Origin of the sequence: Sporosarcina luteola, from assembly GCF_023715585.1 — a bacterium.
GTDB classification, from domain to species: Bacteria; Bacillota; Bacilli; order Bacillales_A; family Planococcaceae; genus Sporosarcina; species Sporosarcina luteola_D.
The window spans coordinates 1,571,198-1,592,688 of sequence record NZ_JAMBOK010000001.1 but is presented as its reverse complement, the minus strand read 5'-3'; the positions used below and the strand labels follow the sequence as shown (position 1 = coordinate 1,592,688).

Genomic DNA, 21,491 nt, shown 5'->3' with positions numbered 1-21,491 from the left:
ACAATGAATTTAGGGAAATTGAATACTGAAAAAGTCAATCCGAAAACTATTGGGATTGACGTATGCTCATCTCTTGAAATAGCCAGTTTGATGAATAAAGAAGATGAAACCGTTGCAAATGCAATAAGGCCACAACTCCCGCAAATCTCTAAGTTGGTTGATGCTGCATATACTAGTATTCAGAGAAACGGACGGATTTTCTACATAGGAACAGGTTCAAGTGGGCGTTTGGGTGTCTTGGATGCTTCAGAAGTTCCTCCAACCTTCAATCTGAAGCCGGACCAATTCATTGGTATCATTGCTGGTGGTGATGAGGCACTTCGAACTTCCAAACCAACCGTCGAGGACAGTGAGTCCGAAGGGATAGCCGCCCTTAAAGCTTATTCAATCACCTCCAACGACCTTGTGATCGGATTAACTGCAAGCGGAAGGACGCCATTTGTAAAGGGTGCACTCCAATATGCCGCATCTCAACAGGCTTTCACGGGGTTAATTTGTTGTAATAAAAAAGCGGAGATATCTCCTTTTGTTGATGTGCCCGTAGAGATTGATACAGGACCTGAAGTGATTGCAGGTTCAACCCGCTTAAAAGCAGGCACTGCCCAAAAGATGGCGTTAAATATTTTCTCAACCGCCACGATGATAAAAGCAGGAAAAGTATATAAGAATTTAATGGTGGATTTAGTTGCAAGCAACGAAAAGTTGAAAGATCGGGCTATACGGATTATTGTGGAGGCAACAGGGGCTACATATGAAGAAGCAGCGGAATCCTTTAGGATTTCACAGGAACAAGTCAAGACCGCTATTGTATACCTTTTAACAGGCGCACCAATAGAAGAAATAAGTGAAAAACTGGAAGAACACCAAGGAAGAGTTCGAGATGTTTTGGGTGGATTTGGGTTCATGTAAAACGGCGTGAGCTCTTACTAATGGTAAGAACAGTAAGATATAAGTTTGCCGACCGCCATTTATGTATTTTGTAAAATCCAAAGGGATCGATAGCTTCAATGCATATATGCTCTACTTGAATTTTAACAGGATTTTCGGAGTCATCATCATTTCATTGCAGACTCCTCGATTGGTTAAATGCTTATAATTGAATCAGAATAAACCGTCCACTGAGGAAAGATGTGGGCGGTTTATTCTATAATTTCTTACTTTACGGATTTATTTACTACAGCCTTATACTATTTCACAATCACTTCAATCGGCTCCCCGACAATATTCCATTCCGTTCCGAGCATCGTGAATGTGTGCTTCACGAATACTTGTGCGGTTCCGGGAGAGACAGCTTCGATTGTGTTGCCAGTCAGTTTGACGACGCCATTGTCTTCAGCGACAAATAGTTCGGAGGTGATGTTCTCCTTTTTAGCTGTGCGGTAATTGACAAAGGCTTTTGCTTGGACTGTGGATGTTTTGCCTGGCTTCAGGTTGATTTTCTTGATCGGTGTTTCGAGTCTGATCGGTGAATCTGTCAGCCATTGCATGTAGTCGGTGATCGGGCCGATGAGTCCTTGTGCGAGTTTATCGCGGAACGGCTCTTCAGTGCGGAATGTCCAGTGCATCGTCAGCATGCCGCGTTGGCGCGTGTACGTTATGAATTCTTCGTATGTGCTGCCGTAGCTTGCATTCAATGTGACTTGGTTCGATGTTCCGTAGTCCATCATCTTTTGGGCATTTTTGATTTTTGCTTCTGTCGTTGCTGGTACAGCGGCGGAATACAGGTAGCCGACAGGGATTTCAGGTTTTATTTCAAAGGAATCGATCATGCTGCCGAGGTCGAAGCTTTGCAGGACGACTTGGTCGACCATTCCTTCTTCTTCGATTTCCCGGATCACTTGCTCTTCGATGCCGACGCCTTTCAATTCAACGAGAAGGATGACGTCTTTCCCTTTGAATTCTTGAAGGAACTCTTTGAATGTCGGCACTTGCTCGCCGGCGAATTCTTCACTGTATTTGATGCCTGCATCGAGCTGACGGATTTCATCGAACGTCAGATCTTTGACCGCACCCGTTCCATTTGTCGTTCGGTTTACGGTCAGGTCATGCATGATGATGAGATGGCCGTCTTTCGTCAATTGCAAATCCGTTTCGATTTGGTCTGCGCCAAGCTCGTAAGCAAGTCGGTACCCGGCCATTGTGTTTTCAGGGGCCAGCGACGGGACTCCGCGGTGGGCGGCGACGATTGGCCGTTTGACGATCGTGTTTTCAGGGTACTTTCCAAGCGCCTCGATGGAAGCGGCTGGGTTATTCGTGATGATGCCGTCAGCTCCCGTATGGATGAGCGCATGCGCACGGTCTTCATCTTCGGCACCGATCCCCCATACAGCAACCATTCTCGTATGCAAGTAGTGGACGTTTTCCGCATCGAGCAGTTTTTCCGGAATGAGCGCGACTTTTGCATTGCTCGCATGGACGGTCCGGATCAGTTCGTTAATGTCATGCTTGTTGAAGGAATTTTTCTTGTAGATGATTCCTCCTCTTGCTGTAGGCATCAGGTTGGTGATTGCCTTCACGATTTCCGGATGGGACGAGACGATATGAACGTCAGTCGTCTGTGCAGCATCCAATTTTTCTATGAGTGCTTCTTCGATGCCTGCCGTTTCGACGTGCAAGATTGGAATGCGCTTGTTTTGTACATTGGCGAGCGCTTCATGCAAAGGAACGCCATCGGTCACCAATTCACCCGCACCATTCCGTTCAACTTTCAGGAGCACGGATGCCGTATTTGAAGATTCGGCAGCAGCCAAGGATTGTCCGATTAACGTAGGGGCATTTATGATATTCGTCTCCGGCTCTTTCGGAAGAAAAGCACCTGCGTTTTCAACTGGCGGCAACCCTTGCCCGAAAGATGAAACTTTCACATTGTCGAATCGGACAGTGGATCCATTCGCTTGGAAGCCGATGTCGCCGTTCAGCAGACCGGACGCTTGGTCGGTATTGATGACCAGTTTGTTATTGATGAACTGCTGGACGCGATTATTGCTTGCAATGATTTTGATGCGGTACGGCTTGTTGTACTCGAACTTTTCCGTGAAGAATGTCGCTTCGGGCACGACCCATTTATTCTGGGCATTCCGCTCTGCAAACTCCGCACCATTCAATGCTGTCGTGCCTCTCCGGACAGCGAATTGATAGTATGGATAATTCACAGATTGCACACGGAACATCATCGATGCCCACCGAGTATCTTCGACTGCGGAAACGAAAGTCATATCCGCTTCAAACACGATGTTCCCGTTCTTATCGGGGAGCGGTACAAGCACTCTTGCGGGTGAAGCTGACGAAGGCGAAGTCAACTTCAATGCTCCATCTTCAACGGATGCTTGTCCTTGAATGACGCTCCATCCTTCCGGCAGCACGCCATCCAATTGTTCAAAATCCTCTTCGACGAGTACGGTCTGATCGGCACTCGCCATATTGCCAGTGCCGAACAAATAGCCGAGACCCGCCACCAAAGTGATAACGCCAAGAATGCCCAACTTCTTAATCCCTTTCTTCATCCCAATTCCTCCTTTCAGATTAGATTGCCAATCTAGCAACCTAGGTAGCAATCGGTTAGAAGTATACATGATTCTTAATTGTTTGAAAGTTAAATTATTGTAAAGTGGTCAAAAACAATTCTTTCTAACCTGATGCTGCACATATTTCATTTCAAATGAACTAGGTTTCCTTGTAGGTTTACAGCCTTACTCATAATAAATTTATGGAAATGCGTGAAAGGTGCAAATAGTGATTATAAAAAAACAGAAAACTATTGCAATTATATGAATCTATTGTATACTATGGGTAGTTGAATATAGGCAGAGACGATGAGAAGAAAGCCTAGAATGTAAGCTCTTTCTGGAAAAGGGGTTCATTTGGCGTTCCTCTCTTTTTTCTTGCCTAATAAAATCTTAGGGGGATTTGTATGAAAAGATTTGGTGGGTTGGCTGCGAGTGTCTTGTTGGCTGCAGGGTTGCTGGCAGGTTGTGCAGGGGGAGCTTCAGAAGGCGATGGAGATGGAAAAGGAGGGGGCAGGATCACTCTTTATTCACCGGAAACGCCTGATTTCACGAAGGAATTGGCGCAGAAGTATGAAGAGGTACATGGCGATAAAGTCGATGTGCATTACGCCGGTACGAATATCCTTGTCAATCAGATGATGGCAGAGAAAGACAATCCGAAAGCTGACGTCTGGTACGGCGGTGGAGGGATCCTTCCTTTTGAGGCGGCGGTAGACCGTGGCATCCTTGCTTCTTATATCCCGGATTTCGCAGCGGATTGGGATGTTGTGGAAAATGGCATTAAATTAAAGCATCAAGACGGTAAGTATGTCGGCGTAGAACTTTTCGTATTAGGGTTTTCTTATAACACGGACTTGGTGACTGAAGAAGAGGCTCCGAAGACGTGGGCAGACTTGCTTGACCCGAAATGGGAAGGGAAAATTCAGTTCCCGAACCCTGCAGCATCCGGTACAGCAACTCTAATGGTTATGGACCAAATGATGCAGCAAGGTGAAGACGAAGCCTGGAAATACTTCGAAAAACTTGTTAAGCAAGCAAACTCAATCCCTGACTCCGGTTCAGCTCCTACGAAAGCTGTAGCGATGGGTGAAGCGCATATCGGCGTCGGTTTCGACTTCATGGCGTATGAGCAAAAGGCAAAAGGGGAAACGGTCGACTTCATCGTTCCTGATAAGACACCGGTGCTCGTCAATCCTGCAACATTGATTGAAGGCGGTCCGAATGCTGAAGGCGGCAAGAAGTTCATGGATTTCCTTCTATCAAAAGAAGCTCAGCAGATCATGGCGGATTGGTATCATATCCCGATCAACCCGGACGTAGAATCTAAAACTCCATTGACGCTCGACAAGGTGAAAGAACATGCTGTCGATCTAGATATCGATTGGGTGAATGCAAACTACGATCGCGTCCGTAACGATTGGAAAGACAAATTTCAATAAATAAGGGTGAATATGTATGGGGTCAGTGAAAATTAAGAACATGACAAAAACGTTTGGGGACTTTACTGCCCTTCACGACATTAACCTTGATATCGAGGAGGGCGAATTTTTCGCTCTTCTCGGTCCTTCGGGATGTGGGAAAACGACAACGATGCGGTGTATTGCCGGTTTCGAAAATCCTACGTCGGGATCCATCTACATAGGAAATCGTGAAGTGGAAAAAATTCCGGCAAACCGGCGGAATTGCGGTATGGTCTTTCAAAGCTATGCATTATTTCCACATATGAATGTGTTTGAAAACGTAGCGTACAGCTTGAACATCAAGCAGCTCAATGCGAGCAATCCGATTAAACAGATGGGGATCTATGCACGTCTCTTGACGAAGCGGTTCGGAAAATATCCGGACGATCTGAAGAAAAAAGTAATGGAAATATTAGAGTATGTTGAATTGGAAAATCATGCGGAACGGTTGACGAGCGAACTGTCGGGCGGCCAACAGCAGCGTGTGGCCCTTGCAAGAGCATTGGTCATGGAGCCCGCGGTTCTTCTGATGGATGAGCCATTGTCCAACTTGGATCAGAAACTGCGGCATTCGATGAGGAACACGATCCGTACGATTCAGCAGGATTTGGGCATTACGACGATCTTCGTCACGCACGACCAAGAAGAAGCGATGAGCATGGCGGACCGTGTTGCGGTCATGGATAAAGGCCAAATTGTTCAAATCGGAACTCCGACAGAGCTGTACAGTAATCCGTCTACGCCATTCATCGCAAATTTCGTCGGCACTTCTAACATTTTGAAAGGCACTGTCGAAGGCGAAGAGAATGGATTCACTGTCGTCAAAGGGGAAGGGTTTTTACTCCGATCATCCACTAAAGCGAAGAAAAAAGAAGTGGATGTCATCATCCGTCCGGAACATGTAAAAGTGGAAGCTGCGGACAGTGTGATCGATCATGCGACGACGAATGTAATTGAAGGAACTGTTATCATGTCCACTTATTTAGGGTCGATTGTCAGGTATGACGTCCAAGTCGGATCCTATCAATTGGTTGTCGATACAACGTATTCCTCAGGCGCTAATATTTTTGAGGAAGGGAAGAAAGTGAAGTTGACTGTGGACCACGAGAGGGTGCTGTTAATATGAACCGTATCAAAAACAGCTTCAATGGTCTGACGGTCGTAAAAGTACTTATTTATGCATTCTTTGGCCTGTTCATGCTGCTGCCGCTTCTCTCCGTATTCGTGGTCAGTTTCACCGGGGAACCGACAAATCTATTAGGTTCCTTGACGGATCCGGCTATTTTCAATTCAACGCTTGAGAAGTTCAAGAACATTTCATTGGATAATTATAAGAGGATCTTCTCGGGCAAAGGGTATTTCTCGGCATTGAAAAACAGCCTTGCGTTGGCGTTTACCGTCACCATCATCATTATCCTCGTTTGTATTCCCCTTGCATATGGAATTGCAAGGACGAAAATGCCTTTTAAAAAGACGATTTCCGCATTATGCATGATTCCATTGATCGTACCGACGTTCATTTCCGCATATGCGTTTATCATCATGTTCGGACGTGCCGGTTGGGTGACGCAGATCTATAACGCTCTGGGCGGGGAAGGCATGTTGTTGAACCCCTATTCGATGGCTGGGGTTGTCGCCGTGCAAGTATTCTTCTTTTTCCCATACGCATTATGGCCGTTGGTGGCGGCATTCAAAGTCAGTGATATCAGTTTGGAAGAGGCTTCCCAAAATCTCGGGGCGAAAAACTGGTTCACTTTCATCTTCGTGACGTTCCCGCTTGCTTTGCCGGGCGTCATCTCGAGCGCATTGCTCATCTTTACGGTGAGCTTCTCGGATTTCGGAAGTCCGATTGTGCTTGCACCAAAAGAATTGAATTTGCTTGTCGTTGAAGCGTATCGCGAGATTTCCGGGTTCTTCAACTGGGGCGGGGCAGCCATACTGACGGTAGTCATGGTGATCGTGGCGGCATTCTTCTTCTATTTACAGCATCTCTATACGAAGGGGAAGAACTATGGCTCGGTTTCCGGGAAGCCGAAGCAGCAGAAGCTGATTGAGAATAAATTATTGACGCGCGTGCTGTCCGGCTATTCCCTCTTTGTCGTCTTGATTCCGCTATTGGCGATGCTTTCCGTTGCTCTTCAATCGGTTGCAACGACCTGGGGCAAGGATTTATTGCCGAGCGGCTATACATTGAACCATTATAAAACGATCTTTTCAACGTCGATGGGCAATATCCAGAACAGTATCATGCTTGCGACTGGCGCGTTGGTGCTAAGTGTGATCATCGCAACATTTGTATCCTACTTCGTCGTCCGGCAGAATTCGGCGAAACTGGATTTCATCGCTTCCATTCCGTTGGTCGTACCGGGAATCGCGTTCGGGATCGCGCTGATCCAGACATTCAATACGATGCCTCTCCAATTGACGGGGACTGCTGTGCTATTGATCATCGCTTATACGATCCGACGACTTCCTTATATGGTCCGTTCAACGATGGGATCCATGCGGGCGATCAAACAGGACATTGAAGAAGCGGCGGTGAATCTGGGGGCCACCCCTCTGACTGCGGCGATTACAATCGTAGGTCCGCTAATGCTGCCTGGAATTGCAGCCGGATCGGTGCTTGTTTTCATTACAGTCATCAAAGAGGCAAGTGTTTCAATCCTGCTGGCGCCGCCTGAATGGGCACCGATGAGTTTGGCGATCTTCCAGAACATCCTACGTGCGGAGTACTATTCAGCAGCTGCGATGTCTGTCGTCCTTGTCGTCTTAGTGCTCGTTCTGCAAGGCATTGCGAATATTATCGGGAAGAAACAACGTCTTTAATTGGAAGAGGGAATTGGGGCTTGTACACAAATACCGTTATGGACTGACTTGGAGTGAGGGTGTTGAAGGGGTTTATCTTTGATTTGGATGGGACTATTTATCTTGGCGACCATATTATCGACGGGGCGCCTGAAGTGATAAAAGCGTTGAAAGGCCGCGGGGATAAAGTCGTGTTCCTTACGAATAAATCAATTGCGAATCGCAAGGAGTATGTTGAGAAGTTGAACCGTCTCGGGATTGAAGTCGAACTCAGCGAGGTCATTAATTCGAATTATATTACTGCGCACTATTTGAAAACGGTCATGGGCGAGGGGGATTCTGCTTACGTGATCGGCGAAGAGCCTTTATTCGAGGAACTGGCGGATGCAAACATAAAGCTGGCGGATGTCCCCGCCAGCGCATCTCATGTGGTGTTGGGCTGGGACCGGCAATTCACGTATGATAAATTGAACAATGCCTTCCAAGCATGGCGGAATGGAGCCGAAATACTTGCGACCAATCCGGATCGTACTTGTCCGGTCAAGGATGGCGAAATCCCGGATTGCGGCGCAATGATTGGTGCCCTTGAAGGCGCGACCGGCGAGCCGGTGAAGATGATCACTGGAAAGCCTTCTTCATTGATGGCTGAATATGTACTGGACAATGTGCTCGGCATGAAAGCGGATGAATGCTTTATGGTAGGTGATCGCCTGGAAACGGATGTAAAGATGGCGAACGATGCCGGTATCCACTCCGTGCTTGTCCTGTCCGGCATTACGACTGAAGAAATGCTGGAAGGTTCCGAGCATATACCTGAACTCGTATTGGACAGCGTCAAGGATCTTATTACATTATAAATCGAATTTCCACATTGCAGGGTCACCGGAGGAAACCGCCAGAGCACCTGCTTCCAGGGCTTCATGGACCTCCGAAAGATTAGTGACCAATCCGCCAGCAATGATTGGGTAATCAAGTTCCCTTGAGAGTTGGTCGATGACTTTCGGAATGATGCCAGGAAGAATTTCGACGGCGTCCGGTTGACAGGATTTGACCATCTCGATTCCTTTTTTTATGGCAGCGCGATCGATGAGGAAGATGCGTTGAATGGTTTTCAATCCAACTTCATTTGCCATTTTCACAATATGACTTTTCGTTGTTATGATGCCTGTAGGATTCCAGTACTCTGCGACGTAGTTGAGCGCATTTTTGGAATTGGAGAGGCCGTCGATGAAGTCGAGATGAAGAAAGACATACTTGTCCGCCTCGCGTAGCTGCCGAATATAGTCTGCAATGGTCATCAAATTCCCGGTGAGCAGAAAGACGATGTTGCAATTGGACGTGAGGGCGTGCTGCAAATCCTCCTCATTCTTTACGGAGGCAATCATTTGGGATTCGACCATGTCAACTAGACTCAAATTTATTCATCCTTTCGAAAAATGCGAAGTGGTGTACTATTATAATACCATAGCGTGTAGTAAGGAAAAGGAAAATTTCATAAGGTCAGAGATTACGAGAGAAGGCCATTACAATTACCCTGCATTGAGCAGGGCTATTGTAATGGTCTTTTTCAATGATAGGAGCGTTTTACAGATGAAATCATTTTCATTTACCGGCAGACGGGAACTATTGAACGTTATTGAAAACAAGCAATACGATGTCATTATTATCGGTGGCGGAATAACGGGGACGGGCATCGCCCTTGACTGTGTGACGAGGGGATTGAAGACGCTTGTTATCGAGATGCAGGATATTGCAGCGGGGACTTCAAGCCGATCCACGAAACTTGTCCATGGCGGGCTGCGTTATCTGAAGCAATTTGAAGTCGGCATGGTCGCGGAAGTGGGGAAGGAGAGGGAGGTCGTCTATCGGAATGCTCCCCATGTCACACACCCTGAATGGATGCTCTTGCCGATTTACCGCAAAGGCACATTCGGGAAGTATTCCACATCGTTAGGATTGAAGGTGTATGATTTCCTGGCGGGCGTGAAGAAGAAAGAGCGCCGGAAAATGTTGACGGAGAAGGAAGCGTTGAGGAAGGAGCCTTTATTAAATAGGAAAGGATTACTCGGCGCAGGCTATTATGTGGAATATCGGACGGATGATGCAAGGTTGACGATCGAAGTGGCGAAAACTGCTTTTGCGAAGGGGGCAGACTTGCTTACTTATGTGAAGGCGGAGTCGTTCACGTATGGCGCGGATGGTAAGGTGTCGGGTTTGCAGTTTAAGGATATGTTCAGTGGTGATCAATATCATGTTTTTGGCAAAAAGATTATCAACGCAACAGGTCCATGGGTTGAAGATGTCATCGGGATGGATAAGGATATCGAAGGGAAGAGTCTCTTCCATTCAAAAGGTGTTCATATCGTCATCGATGGCGGCAAGTTTCCGTTGAAACAAGCCGTCTACTTCGACACACCGGACGGCCGGATGGTATTTGCCATTCCGCGGAATGGAAAGACATATGTGGGTACAACAGACACCGAGTATCATAGCGATTTGATCCATCCTGAAATAACGGAAGAGGATAAACAATACTTGTTGGCGAGCATTGCATTCATGTTCCCGAAAGTGCAGCTCGGCATGCATGACATCGAATCCTCCTGGGCAGGAGTACGACCGCTCATCCGGCAGGAAGGGAAAGGACCGTCCGAAATTTCGAGGAAAGATGAAATTTGGACATCGGACACCGGGTTGATTACAATTGCCGGCGGAAAGCTGACCGGGTACCGGAAAATGGCGGAGACGGTGACGGATATGGTTTGTGAGCAGCTATATGAAGAAGGGAAGGATTGCTCCAAATCCGTGACAAAGCGCTTGAAGTTATCGGGTGGCGAGTTTGAGAGACCAGAAGAGTATTCGCGATTTATACACGACAGGGCTGGGGAAGTTGCAAAGGTGGGAATCTCAGTGGTCGATGCGACTAGCATCCTCGCGACATACGCCACCAATACGGAATCAGTGCTTAGGTATGCGGACCAGGTTTTGAATGAAACCGATTTGCCGCTAGCCATCAAACTGACCCTTCACTACGCGATCGAAGAAGAAATGTCCCTAACCCCAAGCGATTATTTCATTCGACGGACGGGCGCGGTATTGTTCGACATCGATTGGGTGAATAAGTGGAAAAAGGATGTTATTGAGTATATGGCTATTTTGATGGGATGGACAGATGAGGAGAAGGAGTTGTGTTGGGGGGAGTTGGAGGCTCGGATTTGGGAGGCTGGGGAGAGGTGATGTTTTATAATTGAAACAGCAAGCTGACCGGTTTTGAGATTGGTTAGCTTGCTGTTTTGGCCATTGAAACAGGATACTATATATTCGACGTTTGCAGACAGAAAATACCAAAAATAGTAGTTGAATTGCTCCGTTATATGACAATATATACGGGATATTTGGCTTACAATGTTATTAGAATATGAAACAGAAGATGGATACTGTGAAATACGTTCTGTATTTGGGCACCTGGGGCGTATGGAGTTATTGGTGCAACCGGCCTGATTAAATTCGGATATTCCGAATTTAGTTAGGTTTTTATTATTTAACAAGGGGGAGTCGTATGTATAGCTGTTATTCTAGGTTATTAGTAGTTAAAGTTGCAGGATCTACTCCGATATTTGTTTATTGACAACAACGATGAGCATAGAGATCAAACTAAAAATTGAGAGAGGTTTTCGGTTTATGAATATAGTAATTGTCGATGATCATCCTTTAATTAGAAAAGGGTTATCTTCCATTCTTATCAATGAGGGAATAATGAACATAGTGGGGGAGGCTTCTAATAGTAAGGAAGCCCTGTCCGTCTTTACTTCGTTGAGACCTGATATTGCTATCGTAGACCTCCAATTAGGGGGTGAATCCGGCTTAGAATTAATAGCAGAAGCAAAAAATCAAGGGGTCGTTTGTGAATTTGTGGTATTGTCCTCTACATCCGGCGAAGAAGATTTTAAGGCGGCTAAAAGCTTAGGGGTTTCTGGCTATATATTAAAAGAATCATTGCCTGAAGAACTCATACATGCATTGCGAATGATCAGTAATGGTCGGAACTATTTCGACCAAAGACTATTTGAGGCCATTTTTAAATCTCGGAAATCTACTAAAGCAACTGAAGATGTCGACAAGTTGACTCCAAAAGAAATGGAAGTACTAATGGAACTTGGTAAAGGGTTATCCAATAAGGAAATCTCCCAGATATTATACGTAACGGAGTACACAGTTAAGAAACATGTCAGTCAAGTATTGGCAAAGTTGAATTTGGCAGATAGGACCCAAGCAGCTTTATACGCTAATGCAAAAGGTCTAGTCCGATACGTTGTTAATTAACTGTTAATTTGAAAAAATACAATTAATAGCAAAAACGCCAGATCCTGTTCGAAGGGGATCTGGCGTTTTAGCGTTGAAAGGTGTAGTGGTTCTATGAATAAGCCTACTCGGTATTATACTTTCGTCTACCAATTACGACAAAGGTAGTAGGGCGGATTACAAAAGCGTATAACATGAAGTATCTAAAGGATAGCGTAAAAGTAGCCGGTAGAGGTGTGTAGGACATTGGAATTGACTCTATACTAAAAATAGTTAAAAAAACACAGCTCATCAGGCATCTTGCACTATGACAACGGGGAGCTGACGAGAATCATCGTAACAATTTTTACTGAAATGAATGATGCTTCTCAGAGAATGAGTAGGGGGTAGGTGATTGTGAGAAAGATTGTAGTTGCATTGGTAATATGCTCTTTCCTTTTTATTGGTACTTCAATATATGCCCAATCGACATCAGGCTTGACCTTTTCAGACTGGTATAGGCAACAGTTACATTCGGTGTCTGAACAGATGAATAAAGAGGTGCAAGTTGGATTCAGCTCTATGAAGAAATCAGTAGAAACGCAAGAAGAGCAGTTGCTAAAAGAGATTGAGCAGAAACTGAGTGATTTCTTTCTGATCGCTTCTGGTAGTGCAAAAGGAGATATCGAGAATTATAAAAAGGATTACCTTCAGCGGTTGGAAGAAACAAAGGAATCACTTATACAATTGGATCTCATGGAAGTTGAACAAGAAATGCAAGAAACACAAATGGTAATCGAGAAAGAAGCTTTCGACATTTTATCTGAACTTTTATCTGACAATGATTTTGACGGATTCACTGAAAAGTGAATCCTAAAAATAAGAAACAACAAAACTTAGGAGGAATTTTAAATGAAAATGACACCACTAAAAAAGAAAATCATGGCAGGAACAATTTCGGTAGGATTACTATCCGGTGTAGGAATGGCATTTGCTAATAAGGACGTTGGTGGAGCACTAAAGTCTTGGTATGATGGCGTATTTGATGGCGCGGTGGGTTCAATGGAGAGTCAATTGGGTGGATACGCTGCAGGAAAGCTACCTGGTTTGCAAAATGAATACAATGGAATGAAAACTGACGCAGAAGGTAGTATTAATAGTACAAGAAATTATGAAATCAATAGAGCTTCAACGGCCATTAATACTGCCAGCCAAGGTTATATTGGTGCTGTAAATACTGCTAAAGGCCAAATTATGGCTGGTATGGGTCAAGATTTTCATAAGATTTATACAGATGCAATTACTGAACTTAATAGATTGGGTGGAGTAGCACAAGAGTACGCTAAAAATGATTTAGAAGCTTTTACGGGAAATAAGGGACAATTAGCTCTAGATAAAGTTCAAACTGATTTAGATGCTGCTAAAACGAGGGCGGTGTCAGCGTTAGATACTGCGATTAGTAATGCCAAAGCCGCAATTACTACAGAAATAAACACTCAAGCGGATACAGAAGTAAAGACCTTAAAAGCGGACATTGACAAAAAAATTGAAGAGTTACGTGGTCAAATCACTCAAATTAAAAATGATCTCGTAGAAGAACAAGCAGAATTAATTCGGGATAAAGCTGATGAACTTGAACAAGATGCAAAAGAAGCATTAGATGCTCTTGTTGACGGAATCTGAAAATAGGTGAAATGTTAATAGGGCCCGCCCATTGTGGGCCCTACTATTTAATTTGGAGGGTGTGCTGTGAATAAAAAAGAAGCTCGGAAACGAAGAAGAAAGAAGAAAAGCCTTATGGGAAAGGCTAAATTTCTAATTGGAGCTGTTCTTTTAATTGGAATTATTGGAAGCAGTGTATCGATTACGTTTGCGAATCAGGATATCCAATCACTACTGACAAACTGGTTTAATACCCAAAGGGGGCACGCAATTACAGAAATTAAGGAAGCAATCGATACAGAACGTGAAATCCAAACGGAACGCTTAAAAGAAGAGTTGCAAGCGGAAATTCAATCTGCCAATGAAAGACTTCAGTCAATCACTACGGAAGAGAAGGAGAAACGAACAAGTGAATTGCGACGTTATACTGATGAGTTAATTAATAACCTCGAAATTAATAGCTCGGAAGAAGAGGGAATCTTAAGGAATGAATTGGAAGGTATCTTTCAAGCAGCTATTGTTGAGATGGATAGAGTAGTAATTAATAATGAAAGTTCAAAGCAAGAGCACAGTTCGGAGCCCGAAACTAATGATGAAGATGATTTTGAAGAAGGACTTGATCCGGAATCGGAGTCTGAACTGGGTACAGAACAAGGTAACGAACCTGCGCCAGAACATGAATCAAGTTCAGTTGGCGAATCTGCTTCAGCTCTAAAAAAGGATCGTGATACAGAATGAGACCTACTATTGAACTGGAGACACAAGTAATGGAGAATACAAATGATAGAGGGAGTTCAAGAGATGCTTTCCTCAGTTGGTTAAAATTTGCATTATTGATGTTAGCTCTTTTTCTTGTTTTCCGCTATGTGATAGGTATTACGGTCATCAGTGGTAACTCCATGAATCCAACTATCCAAAATAAAGATGTTATTGTTACAACTAATATATTTTATAATCCTCAAATAAATGATGTGGTTCAATTTTCAGACGTACATGGTTTTGATGTAATTAAGAGAATCATTGCTATGCCTAACGACACTGTAGAAATAAATGCCGGAGTCATTTATGTGAACGGTGATCAGGTTGATAATAGCTATGCTATCGGTATTCCAAATGATATGGAGCGCATAATGGTGACGGAAAATTCTTATTTCGTCGTAGGTGACAACCGAACACCGGGTGAAAGTTTAGATAGTAGAAGCAAAGATTTCGGATTAGTATCGAAAGAACGGATAAAAGGGAAGGTGGCTTTTTCTCTGTACCCATTAAGTTTTAAAGTAACTGAGTAATCGTCTGTACAGTTAATGGTAGATATTTTTCTTTTAAAAATGGAGCAAGTTACGCATGAGGCTTGGCGCTTACATGGTTGGAAGCCCATCAGTACATTTTTAGTCATAAGGGGAACTGATTGAGTCAATCTACAGTGATAAGGTATGTATTGCATGAAGGAGAATATGTTTAAGAAAGGAGAAGTAAAATTGAAGAGAGCACATCGTCATAATAGAAATAGAACTTTCATTATTGCCGCCATTTTTCTCATGGCGTTATCAATGATCATGCCGAATTTTGTAAGTGCCGAGGAAAAGGGAAAACCCACAGGTTCTACACTGGGTTATCAGACATTGGACACGGTGACACCAATACTATTGATCACAAGTCCTAGAAATGGTTTGAAAACGAATAAAGAAGTAATAACTGTTACAGGTAAAGTTTCCAGTATTAATATAAACATGGTAACTGTTAATGGACAGCAAGCCGACTTAATTAGGGGGAATTACACAAAACGTATTCTTTTGGAACAAGGTGAAAACATCATCACAGTAGTTGCTAAAGACGCTGCCGGCAATGAAGAAACAAAGACTGTTACAGTTTTTTCTAAAACTGCAGAACTTAAGATTAAAAACCTAACCCCTACAAAGGATTTTCATGGTGAAGTTGGCAAAGCATTGAAGATTGAGTTTGATAGTGAAGCCGGATTAACTGCGACTTTCTCTATTAATATGCCACTAACCACATTTAGCGTTAAGAAAACAAATGCATTTGAGTTGCCATTAAGAGAAGTAAGACCTGGTCGTTATGAGGGCTACTGGACTATATCATATGGTACACCTGTAAAAGGGGCTGCTATAGAAGTGAAAGTCAGAGATATTTATGGCAACGAAACAAGAAAAATCGCCGATGGAAAATTATTTATTAACGCAAATTAAATTCTTTTGTTTCATAAATGAACCTTGCACAGCACCGACACAAAGCAATAACTAATAATGAACGGTTCAAATGCATTTGTGGTGAGGGAAAGCCGAATAATTAGTATAACAACTTTGTTACCATCGGTCTTTTAAGCCGACTTTGCGAATGGTGTATTGTGAAAGATTGTTTTCAGGTAAACGGAAAATCCGTCCACAAGAGAAAGTTGTGGATGGATATTTATTTAGTCAATCGATTAATTAGACGATTGATATGTACGCGGACCGAAACGATTTTTCTTAATCTCTTTTCGGTGCCTTTGCAGCACACTATTCAGTTTATTAACTACAATTGTATAATGTTAAATAGATAAGCCAGTCATTTAGGGAAATGACTGGCTTTCAATTGTTTGTTTATACATTTTTATGAATCATCATAAATGTGTGTTGCACAGGCACCGTACATTTCTTTTGCTTATAGACTATCGTTTACCTGCTTAATAGTTTCGATTAAATTGTTAATGGTTTGAGTCTTAATTTTTTCAGGAGCAGATTCGCTAGTAGGGTTAACCCATGTAAATTTTTTAGTGGATTCATCATACGTAAATCTGTTGTCGATCAGGTATTGTTTTAATGAATCAGGTACTTCGCTTGTTCCTGTTACTTGCTCCCAATAAGCTGTTGTATAGACATATAACTCCACGTCATCAAGGCTGGATGAAATCACTAACATATCTGTTGGTGTTCTAGTTATCCAAGTACCTTTGGAATTAATTCCAAGTTGCAGACCTTCTACAGAAGAAATACCATCAAGATTCACTCCAAAGATCTGATTGATTAAAACTCGGTGTTCAGCGCCAGTTAAGGCATAATCATGAGCTTTGAGATAGACATCCATAACTTTCGCTTTTGGCAATTTCATGATTTCTGCATCAGTCAGTTTTTTAGCTTCACGAAGGGTTTTCATAATAGCAGGGTCATAACTATTTAACTTGTTTCCGTAGTTGTGTAAAGAAACGTAATCTAAGTCAATGTTAAATACAGCATTAACAGCTTTCCGAACTTCATTGCCCTTTACTTTTTCACCAAACGATTTAAGGTATGTATCCATTTTGTCTATTTTTCTCATAGTTTCAACTTGGCTCTCCGTTCTGTAGAGTGTTTATCAATCCTAAACTTACACGGACTGATTCCATGATGTTAGACCTACATAAATAGTATCATAATTTAAATAAAAAGGGCTTCTTTTTTGAAATTTATTTCCACCAATGTAATTAGGGTGCCTGTGCAGCACACTATTCAGATAATGCACTACAATTGCATAGATGCAAATTAGGAAGCCAACCAAATTGGCGTTTAGTTGACTTCCACGTGTATATATATGTGTTTTATTGAATTGTCATAAATGTGTCTTGCACAGGCACCGAATCAGGCACCGAATCAGGCACCGATTTACGCGCCGAATTGCGTTTTCATTGTCTCCCCATCGTTGGTGGAATTTCGTTTTCATCTACTAACGCTTCGATGACGATCGGTTTGTTTGTTTCTTTTATGAGTTGAAGAGCTTCCTCGATACGGTAGCTCAATTCGTGAGGGGTCAGGCATGTGAAAGCTTGGGCTCCCATTGATTCCGCGAAAAGTTTTGCATCGAGCGGCGTTTCATAAATGCCCCCGATGGATGTGCCGATCATTTTCCGCATCCCTTTTTCCACCATATCCAATCGTCCGTTATTGACGACGATAAAGAGGACAGGCGCATCATAGTTGTATGCTGTTGACACTTCTGTGCCGTGCATGAACATACAGCCATCCCCGACTAAGCAGACGATGGTTTTCTCTGGAGCAGCTAGTTGCGCACCGACGGCGTAGCCGATCCCGTTGCCCATCGCTCCGAAAATATCGTCGAAGTAGTAAGTGCCTGGCTTGTAAATGTCAAAATGCTTAATTCCATAGAAGGAGTGGCTTCCGTCGTCGCCGAATATGATGGCGTCTTCGGGCAATGTGTTGCGCATCGCATGCAATACTTGGACTGCTGACATCCGTTCGCCTGGGATGTTCTGTTGAAGCGTCATCGGCTCCGGGGTCAATCGAAACGCTTCACTGTTTGTTGCCGGCATTCCCTTAAGCATTGTCTTCAAGTTCGATTTGATATCGCCGAGTACTGGTGTTGTTGGAACATTGATCGACTTGCCAATGAACGTCGGGTTATAGTCAAAATGGATAACATGTTTTGGATACATGGCTTCGGTTAATCCGGCGGTGGACATATCGCTGAGGCTGGAGCCGATGACGAGTAAGAGATCAATATTTTCCTGGAAATATGCCATCGCTTCCGGCGTGCCGCCGAGTCCAAACGCGCCTAACGACAGTGAATGGTTTGACGGGAATGCCCCTTTGCCTCCAGGTGTCGTGACGACCGGAATTTTCCATAGCTCCGCAAGATGTTGCACTTCTTCATATGCTTTGCTGGAATGAACTCCTTTTCCAATGAAAAGAAGGGGACGGGTTGCGCCATTCAATTTATCGATCACATCCGGCAAATTCGGTGAAATCATTTCATACGGTGTCGGAAGATCCAGTGTGAACGGTTCGATTTCTTCCAATAACACATCAAATGGAATGGATAGATGCACTGGCCCCCTTACTCCCGATAGTGCTTGCTCGAGGGCGTGCTGCAAGTAAGGCCTCAACATGTCGCCACGCTCGACCCGTGCACTGAACTTTGTTACATGGCTGAACAAGTTCGTTAAATCGGTGCCGAATGTACTGGAGTCTTGTCCCAAAGCCTTGCCTGTATCCTTCATGGAAGGATGCCCCGTGATGATCAATAGCGGCAAATTCGAGGCTTTTGCCTGACCGGCTGCCGTGATGAGATTTGTCCCGCCAGGCCCTGACGTACCGATGGCCACTCCGATTTTCCCGTTCATTAAGGCGTAGCCGGCCGCCTCAAATCCGGCCGCCGCTTCGTGCTTGCTTAATACAAATTGGATTTCTTCAGTTAAGAGCTCAAAAAGAATGGGGGATATCGCTTTTCCTGGAATGCCGAAAATATGCTGAAGTCCCCAATGTTTAAAGTTCGTTGCTAACACAGAAGCCGCTGTTCTCATTTCGTATTCTCTCTCTTCCCATTATGATTTCCGTCCAAATAAGATTTCTCGATTTCAATTGCCGGAAGGGGCCTGCTGAAATGAAACCCTTGAACTAAGTCGCACTGTTGATTAATTAGAAAGTCGAGCTGCTCCTCAGTTTCGACTCCTTCAGCGATAACTTGCATCTGAAGATTATGTGCAAGCGTGATGATCGCTTTCACGATAAAGGCGCTTGGTTGGTCATTGATGATTTCAAAGACGAACGATTTGTCGATTTTAATGAAATCGATCGGAAAATTATTTAAATAAGCGAGCGAGCTATACCCGGTCCCGAAGTCATCTATACTAATCCCGATCCCGATTTCCTTCAGCTGCTTCAACACTTTCAAGGAATACTCGTATTCCATTGCCATATATTCAGTGATTTCAACTACGAGACATTGTGGATCCAGCCCGGTTTCCCGAAGTGTATGTTCCATGTACGTGACGAGATCACTCGTCAGGAATTGTTGTGTGGATAGGTTGACGGATACTTTGAGCGGCTTGTACCCGGCATCCTGCCATCTTTTATTTTGGGAACAAGCCTCTTTAATGACCCACTTGCCAATTTGGTTGATCAACCCGTTATCTTCGGCCAACTTGATGAATTTGTCGGGAGACAGAAGACCGAGCGACGGATGTTGCCAACGGATTAACGCTTCCACTCCGAATATCTTACCGGTTTGAGGATTGATCTGCGGTTGGTAATGAAGGACGAATTCCTCTTGCTCCATCGCCTTTCGCAATTCGGTCTCAAGCCTGTATTCATCCTTTGCCTCTTCCAGCAGAGCTGAAGTATAGATACTGTAACGATTTTTTCCCTGTTTTTTTGCCTCGTACATTGCATTATCTGCAAAAACCATCAGTTTTTCCATCGTAATGGGATAGTCCGGATAGATTGCGATGCCCACGCTCGCCGTCGTATGCAATTCGTGACCTTCAATGTGGAAAGGGGCATCAAACACGTGTAGAACTTCTTCAGCCTTATCCGTGACGTAGTCGGAGCCCTCAAAATCCTTCAGCAGGAAAATGAATTCATCTCCCCCTGTCCGGCCGAGCATATCATTTTTCCCAAGACAATCAGAAAGTCGTTCGCTCACCTTTTTCAGCAACATATCCCCCGATGCATGACTGAAATTATCGTTTATCACTTTGAACCTGTCCAGATCGATGAAGAGGAGAGCCAGAGTCCGCTTGTGGCCGGAATTGATTTCTTCAATAATCTTTTCGGTTTCTTCATTAATGAATCTGCGGTTCGGAAGGCTTGTCAGGTCGTCGTGATAAGCAAGATAATTGTATTTTTCCTGCAAGAAATGGCGGTCCGAAATGTCACGGAACTGTCCGAATGCGCCAATCATCTTGCCGTCTTCATGGATCGGCTGTGCATCGAACAGGCAGACGACAAGTTTCCCTTTTTGGTTGATGAATTGAATCTCTTCATCTCTGAAAATTTTCCCTTGCCCCAGAACTTCTTTGAAATAGGTCCCGGTTATTGGGGATTCGCGAATATTTCTCCCAATTACCGTCTCCCTGCCCGTATTCGAAAGTTGCTGGGCGAACTCGTTGAATTCAGTAGTGATTCCATTTTCATCCGTAAGGACAATGCCATTGTTAGTTCTGCTCATCATGATTTGATTCAGAATGTTGAGCTTCCTATTCTGTTTTCGCAATAAAAGTTCCCGTTCAATCGAATCCACCGCTTGCGTCAGCATCGTAAGGAAGAGAGGATTCTGGAATTGTATCGGCATCATAATGGACACACTGCCAAGCAAATTATTGTCATCGGTATAATGAAATGCAGTCCCATAGCAAGCAATCTCATGGAGAAATGTATGAAAATGCTGCTCACCAATAATGCTGATCGGATGCTTTTGCTGTAAAGCTAGACTGACTACATTCGTTCCCGTATCTTCACGGACGAACAGACTGCCGAGCTGTATACCGAATTGTTGAATTGTCTCCTTAATGTTTTCATCCCCTTCAATTTCCAGAAGATATCCATTGGAGTCTGATACAACAACGAGAATCGGCGTACCTTTCAATGAGTCTAGCAATTTATTGGAAAAATAACTGACGACGGATAAAATTTCACTGTAGGAATTCCTTTTTTCGGCGAGCTCCTGTACCGATAAAAATCGTTTTGGCTTGGCGACAATATTCGGATCCATGCCAGCCTCAACACAAAAATGATTCGATTCTACTATGTAAAAAGCGTCTTGATTTCTCATATTCTCCTCCGAATCTATCATTCAATGATGCAAGTTCTACTCTACATGTTTCCGCAATATTACAAAAAAATAACGTAGCCGTTCCCGCCACGCCGAAAGATGAAATAAAAGCTCAAATATAATTATAAAGTTTCTGGCAAAATAACACAATGCCAAGTCAGATCCCACTTTGTTCGGTGCCTGTGCAGCACACTATTCAGTTTATTAACTACAATTGTATATTGTTAAATTGGGAAGC

17 protein-coding genes and 1 riboswitch are annotated in these 21,491 nt (G+C 43.9%); of the genes, 12 read left to right on the top strand and 5 right to left on the bottom strand.

The features are described 5' to 3' along the window. Nucleotides 1–3: 3 nt before the first annotated feature. Complete coding sequence (gene murQ, locus M3193_RS07925; protein ID WP_251625880.1) at nucleotides 4–909, top strand: N-acetylmuramic acid 6-phosphate etherase; 906 nt, start codon at nucleotides 4–6, stop codon at nucleotides 907–909. A 278-nt stretch (nucleotides 910–1,187) separates the two neighbouring features. Here the strand turns inward: murQ and M3193_RS07920 are convergent, their stop codons facing one another. Next, entirely contained in the window at nucleotides 1,188–3,503 is a 2,316-nt protein-coding gene (locus M3193_RS07920; protein WP_251625877.1) for a glycerophosphodiester phosphodiesterase family protein, read from the bottom strand. A 407-nt stretch (nucleotides 3,504–3,910) separates the two neighbouring features. Here M3193_RS07920 and M3193_RS07915 point away from each other — a divergent pair, with 407 nt between their 5' ends. The 4 genes from M3193_RS07915 to M3193_RS07900 are packed head-to-tail and all read left to right on the top strand — an operon-like array spanning nucleotide 3,911 to nucleotide 8,628. Next, the gene (locus M3193_RS07915; protein WP_251625873.1) at nucleotides 3,911–4,945 is read left to right on the top strand and encodes an ABC transporter substrate-binding protein; all 1,035 of its coding nucleotides are present in this window, start codon (nucleotides 3,911–3,913) and stop codon (nucleotides 4,943–4,945) included. A gap of 16 nt (nucleotides 4,946–4,961) precedes the next feature. Next, nucleotides 4,962–6,092 (top strand): ABC transporter ATP-binding protein, encoded by a 1,131-nt coding sequence (locus M3193_RS07910; protein ID WP_251625870.1) that lies wholly within the window; start codon nucleotides 4,962–4,964, stop codon nucleotides 6,090–6,092. Next, nucleotides 6,089–7,792: an ABC transporter permease gene (locus tag M3193_RS07905; RefSeq protein ID WP_251625867.1), complete on the top strand. Its 1,704-nt coding sequence runs from the start codon at nucleotides 6,089–6,091 to the stop codon at nucleotides 7,790–7,792. Before M3193_RS07910 ends, M3193_RS07905 begins: the two co-directional genes overlap by 4 nt. A 59-nt stretch (nucleotides 7,793–7,851) precedes the next feature. Continuing rightward, nucleotides 7,852–8,628 carry an HAD-IIA family hydrolase gene (locus tag M3193_RS07900; protein WP_251625863.1) on the top strand — a complete coding sequence of 259 codons (777 nt, stop codon included), beginning with the start codon at nucleotides 7,852–7,854 and terminating at the stop codon, nucleotides 8,626–8,628. Here M3193_RS07900 and M3193_RS07895 read toward each other — a convergent pair. Continuing rightward, nucleotides 8,623–9,186: a glycerol-3-phosphate responsive antiterminator gene (locus M3193_RS07895; RefSeq protein ID WP_251625860.1), complete on the bottom strand. Its 564-nt coding sequence runs from the start codon at nucleotides 9,184–9,186 to the stop codon at nucleotides 8,623–8,625. The two genes, M3193_RS07900 and M3193_RS07895, sit on opposite strands and share 6 nt — an antisense overlap. Nucleotides 9,187–9,361: 175 nt before the next feature. Here M3193_RS07895 and M3193_RS07890 point away from each other — a divergent pair, with 175 nt between their 5' ends. The 7 genes from M3193_RS07890 (at nucleotide 9,362) to M3193_RS07860 (ending at nucleotide 15,918) form a co-directional block, all read left to right on the top strand. Further along, complete coding sequence (locus M3193_RS07890) at nucleotides 9,362–11,005, top strand: glycerol-3-phosphate dehydrogenase/oxidase (protein ID WP_251625856.1); 1,644 nt, start codon at nucleotides 9,362–9,364, stop codon at nucleotides 11,003–11,005. 186 nt (nucleotides 11,006–11,191) lie between these two features. Beyond that, nucleotides 11,192–11,275, top strand: a riboswitch (cyclic di-GMP riboswitch). A gap of 174 nt (nucleotides 11,276–11,449) precedes the next feature. Further along, on the top strand, nucleotides 11,450–12,091 hold the full coding sequence (locus M3193_RS07885) for a response regulator (RefSeq protein ID WP_251625853.1): 642 nt from the start codon (nucleotides 11,450–11,452) through the stop codon (nucleotides 12,089–12,091). A 375-nt stretch (nucleotides 12,092–12,466) separates the two neighbouring features. After that, entirely contained in the window at nucleotides 12,467–12,919 is a 453-nt protein-coding gene (locus M3193_RS07880; RefSeq protein ID WP_251625850.1) for a hypothetical protein, read from the top strand. A gap of 42 nt (nucleotides 12,920–12,961) precedes the next feature. Beyond that, nucleotides 12,962–13,732 carry a hypothetical protein gene (locus M3193_RS07875; protein ID WP_251625847.1) on the top strand — a complete coding sequence of 257 codons (771 nt, stop codon included), beginning with the start codon at nucleotides 12,962–12,964 and terminating at the stop codon, nucleotides 13,730–13,732. 66 nt (nucleotides 13,733–13,798) lie between these two features. After that, nucleotides 13,799–14,449, top strand: a complete 651-nt coding sequence (locus M3193_RS07870) for a hypothetical protein (RefSeq protein WP_251625845.1) — start codon at nucleotides 13,799–13,801, stop codon at nucleotides 14,447–14,449. A 29-nt stretch (nucleotides 14,450–14,478) separates the two neighbouring features. Then, nucleotides 14,479–15,000: a signal peptidase I gene (gene lepB, locus M3193_RS07865; protein ID WP_251625843.1), complete on the top strand. Its 522-nt coding sequence runs from the start codon at nucleotides 14,479–14,481 to the stop codon at nucleotides 14,998–15,000. A gap of 189 nt (nucleotides 15,001–15,189) precedes the next feature. Beyond that, nucleotides 15,190–15,918, top strand: coding sequence for a hypothetical protein (locus M3193_RS07860; protein ID WP_251625841.1), 729 nt, complete (start codon nucleotides 15,190–15,192; stop codon nucleotides 15,916–15,918). A 454-nt stretch (nucleotides 15,919–16,372) separates the two neighbouring features. On the opposite strand, the gene M3193_RS07855 is transcribed toward M3193_RS07860, so the two are convergent. The 3 genes from M3193_RS07855 to M3193_RS07845 form a co-directional block, all read right to left on the bottom strand. Continuing rightward, nucleotides 16,373–17,026, bottom strand: a complete 654-nt coding sequence (locus M3193_RS07855) for a hypothetical protein (RefSeq protein ID WP_251625839.1) — start codon at nucleotides 17,024–17,026, stop codon at nucleotides 16,373–16,375. A 343-nt stretch (nucleotides 17,027–17,369) separates the two neighbouring features. Then, on the bottom strand, nucleotides 17,370–19,004 hold the full coding sequence (locus tag M3193_RS07850) for a thiamine pyrophosphate-binding protein (protein ID WP_251625837.1): 1,635 nt from the start codon (nucleotides 19,002–19,004) through the stop codon (nucleotides 17,370–17,372). Further along, on the bottom strand, nucleotides 19,001–21,253 hold the full coding sequence (locus M3193_RS07845; RefSeq protein WP_251625835.1) for an EAL domain-containing protein: 2,253 nt from the start codon (nucleotides 21,251–21,253) through the stop codon (nucleotides 19,001–19,003). Before M3193_RS07845 ends, M3193_RS07850 begins: the two co-directional genes overlap by 4 nt. Nucleotides 21,254–21,491: the final 238 nt, after the last annotated feature.

Bases quoted from the DNA above. Each gene is read 5' to 3' on its own strand.
- murQ (WP_251625880.1), top strand. From the start codon at position 4: ATGAATTTAGGGAAATTGAATACTGAAAAAGTCAATCCGAAAACTATT.
- M3193_RS07920 (WP_251625877.1), bottom strand. From the start codon at position 3,503: ATGAAGAAAGGGATTAAGAAGTTGGGCATTCTTGGCGTTATCACTTTG.
- M3193_RS07915 (WP_251625873.1), top strand. From the start codon at position 3,911: ATGAAAAGATTTGGTGGGTTGGCTGCGAGTGTCTTGTTGGCTGCAGGG.
- M3193_RS07910 (WP_251625870.1), top strand. From the start codon at position 4,962: ATGGGGTCAGTGAAAATTAAGAACATGACAAAAACGTTTGGGGACTTT.
- M3193_RS07905 (WP_251625867.1), top strand. From the start codon at position 6,089: ATGAACCGTATCAAAAACAGCTTCAATGGTCTGACGGTCGTAAAAGTA.
- M3193_RS07890 (WP_251625856.1), top strand. From the start codon at position 9,362: ATGAAATCATTTTCATTTACCGGCAGACGGGAACTATTGAACGTTATT.
- M3193_RS07885 (WP_251625853.1), top strand. From the start codon at position 11,450: ATGAATATAGTAATTGTCGATGATCATCCTTTAATTAGAAAAGGGTTA.
- M3193_RS07875 (WP_251625847.1), top strand. From the start codon at position 12,962: ATGAAAATGACACCACTAAAAAAGAAAATCATGGCAGGAACAATTTCG.
- lepB (WP_251625843.1), top strand. From the start codon at position 14,479: ATGGAGAATACAAATGATAGAGGGAGTTCAAGAGATGCTTTCCTCAGT.
- M3193_RS07855 (WP_251625839.1), bottom strand. From the start codon at position 17,026: ATGAGAAAAATAGACAAAATGGATACATACCTTAAATCGTTTGGTGAA.
- M3193_RS07850 (WP_251625837.1), bottom strand. From the start codon at position 19,004: ATGAGAACAGCGGCTTCTGTGTTAGCAACGAACTTTAAACATTGGGGA.
- M3193_RS07845 (WP_251625835.1), bottom strand. From the start codon at position 21,253: ATGAGAAATCAAGACGCTTTTTACATAGTAGAATCGAATCATTTTTGT.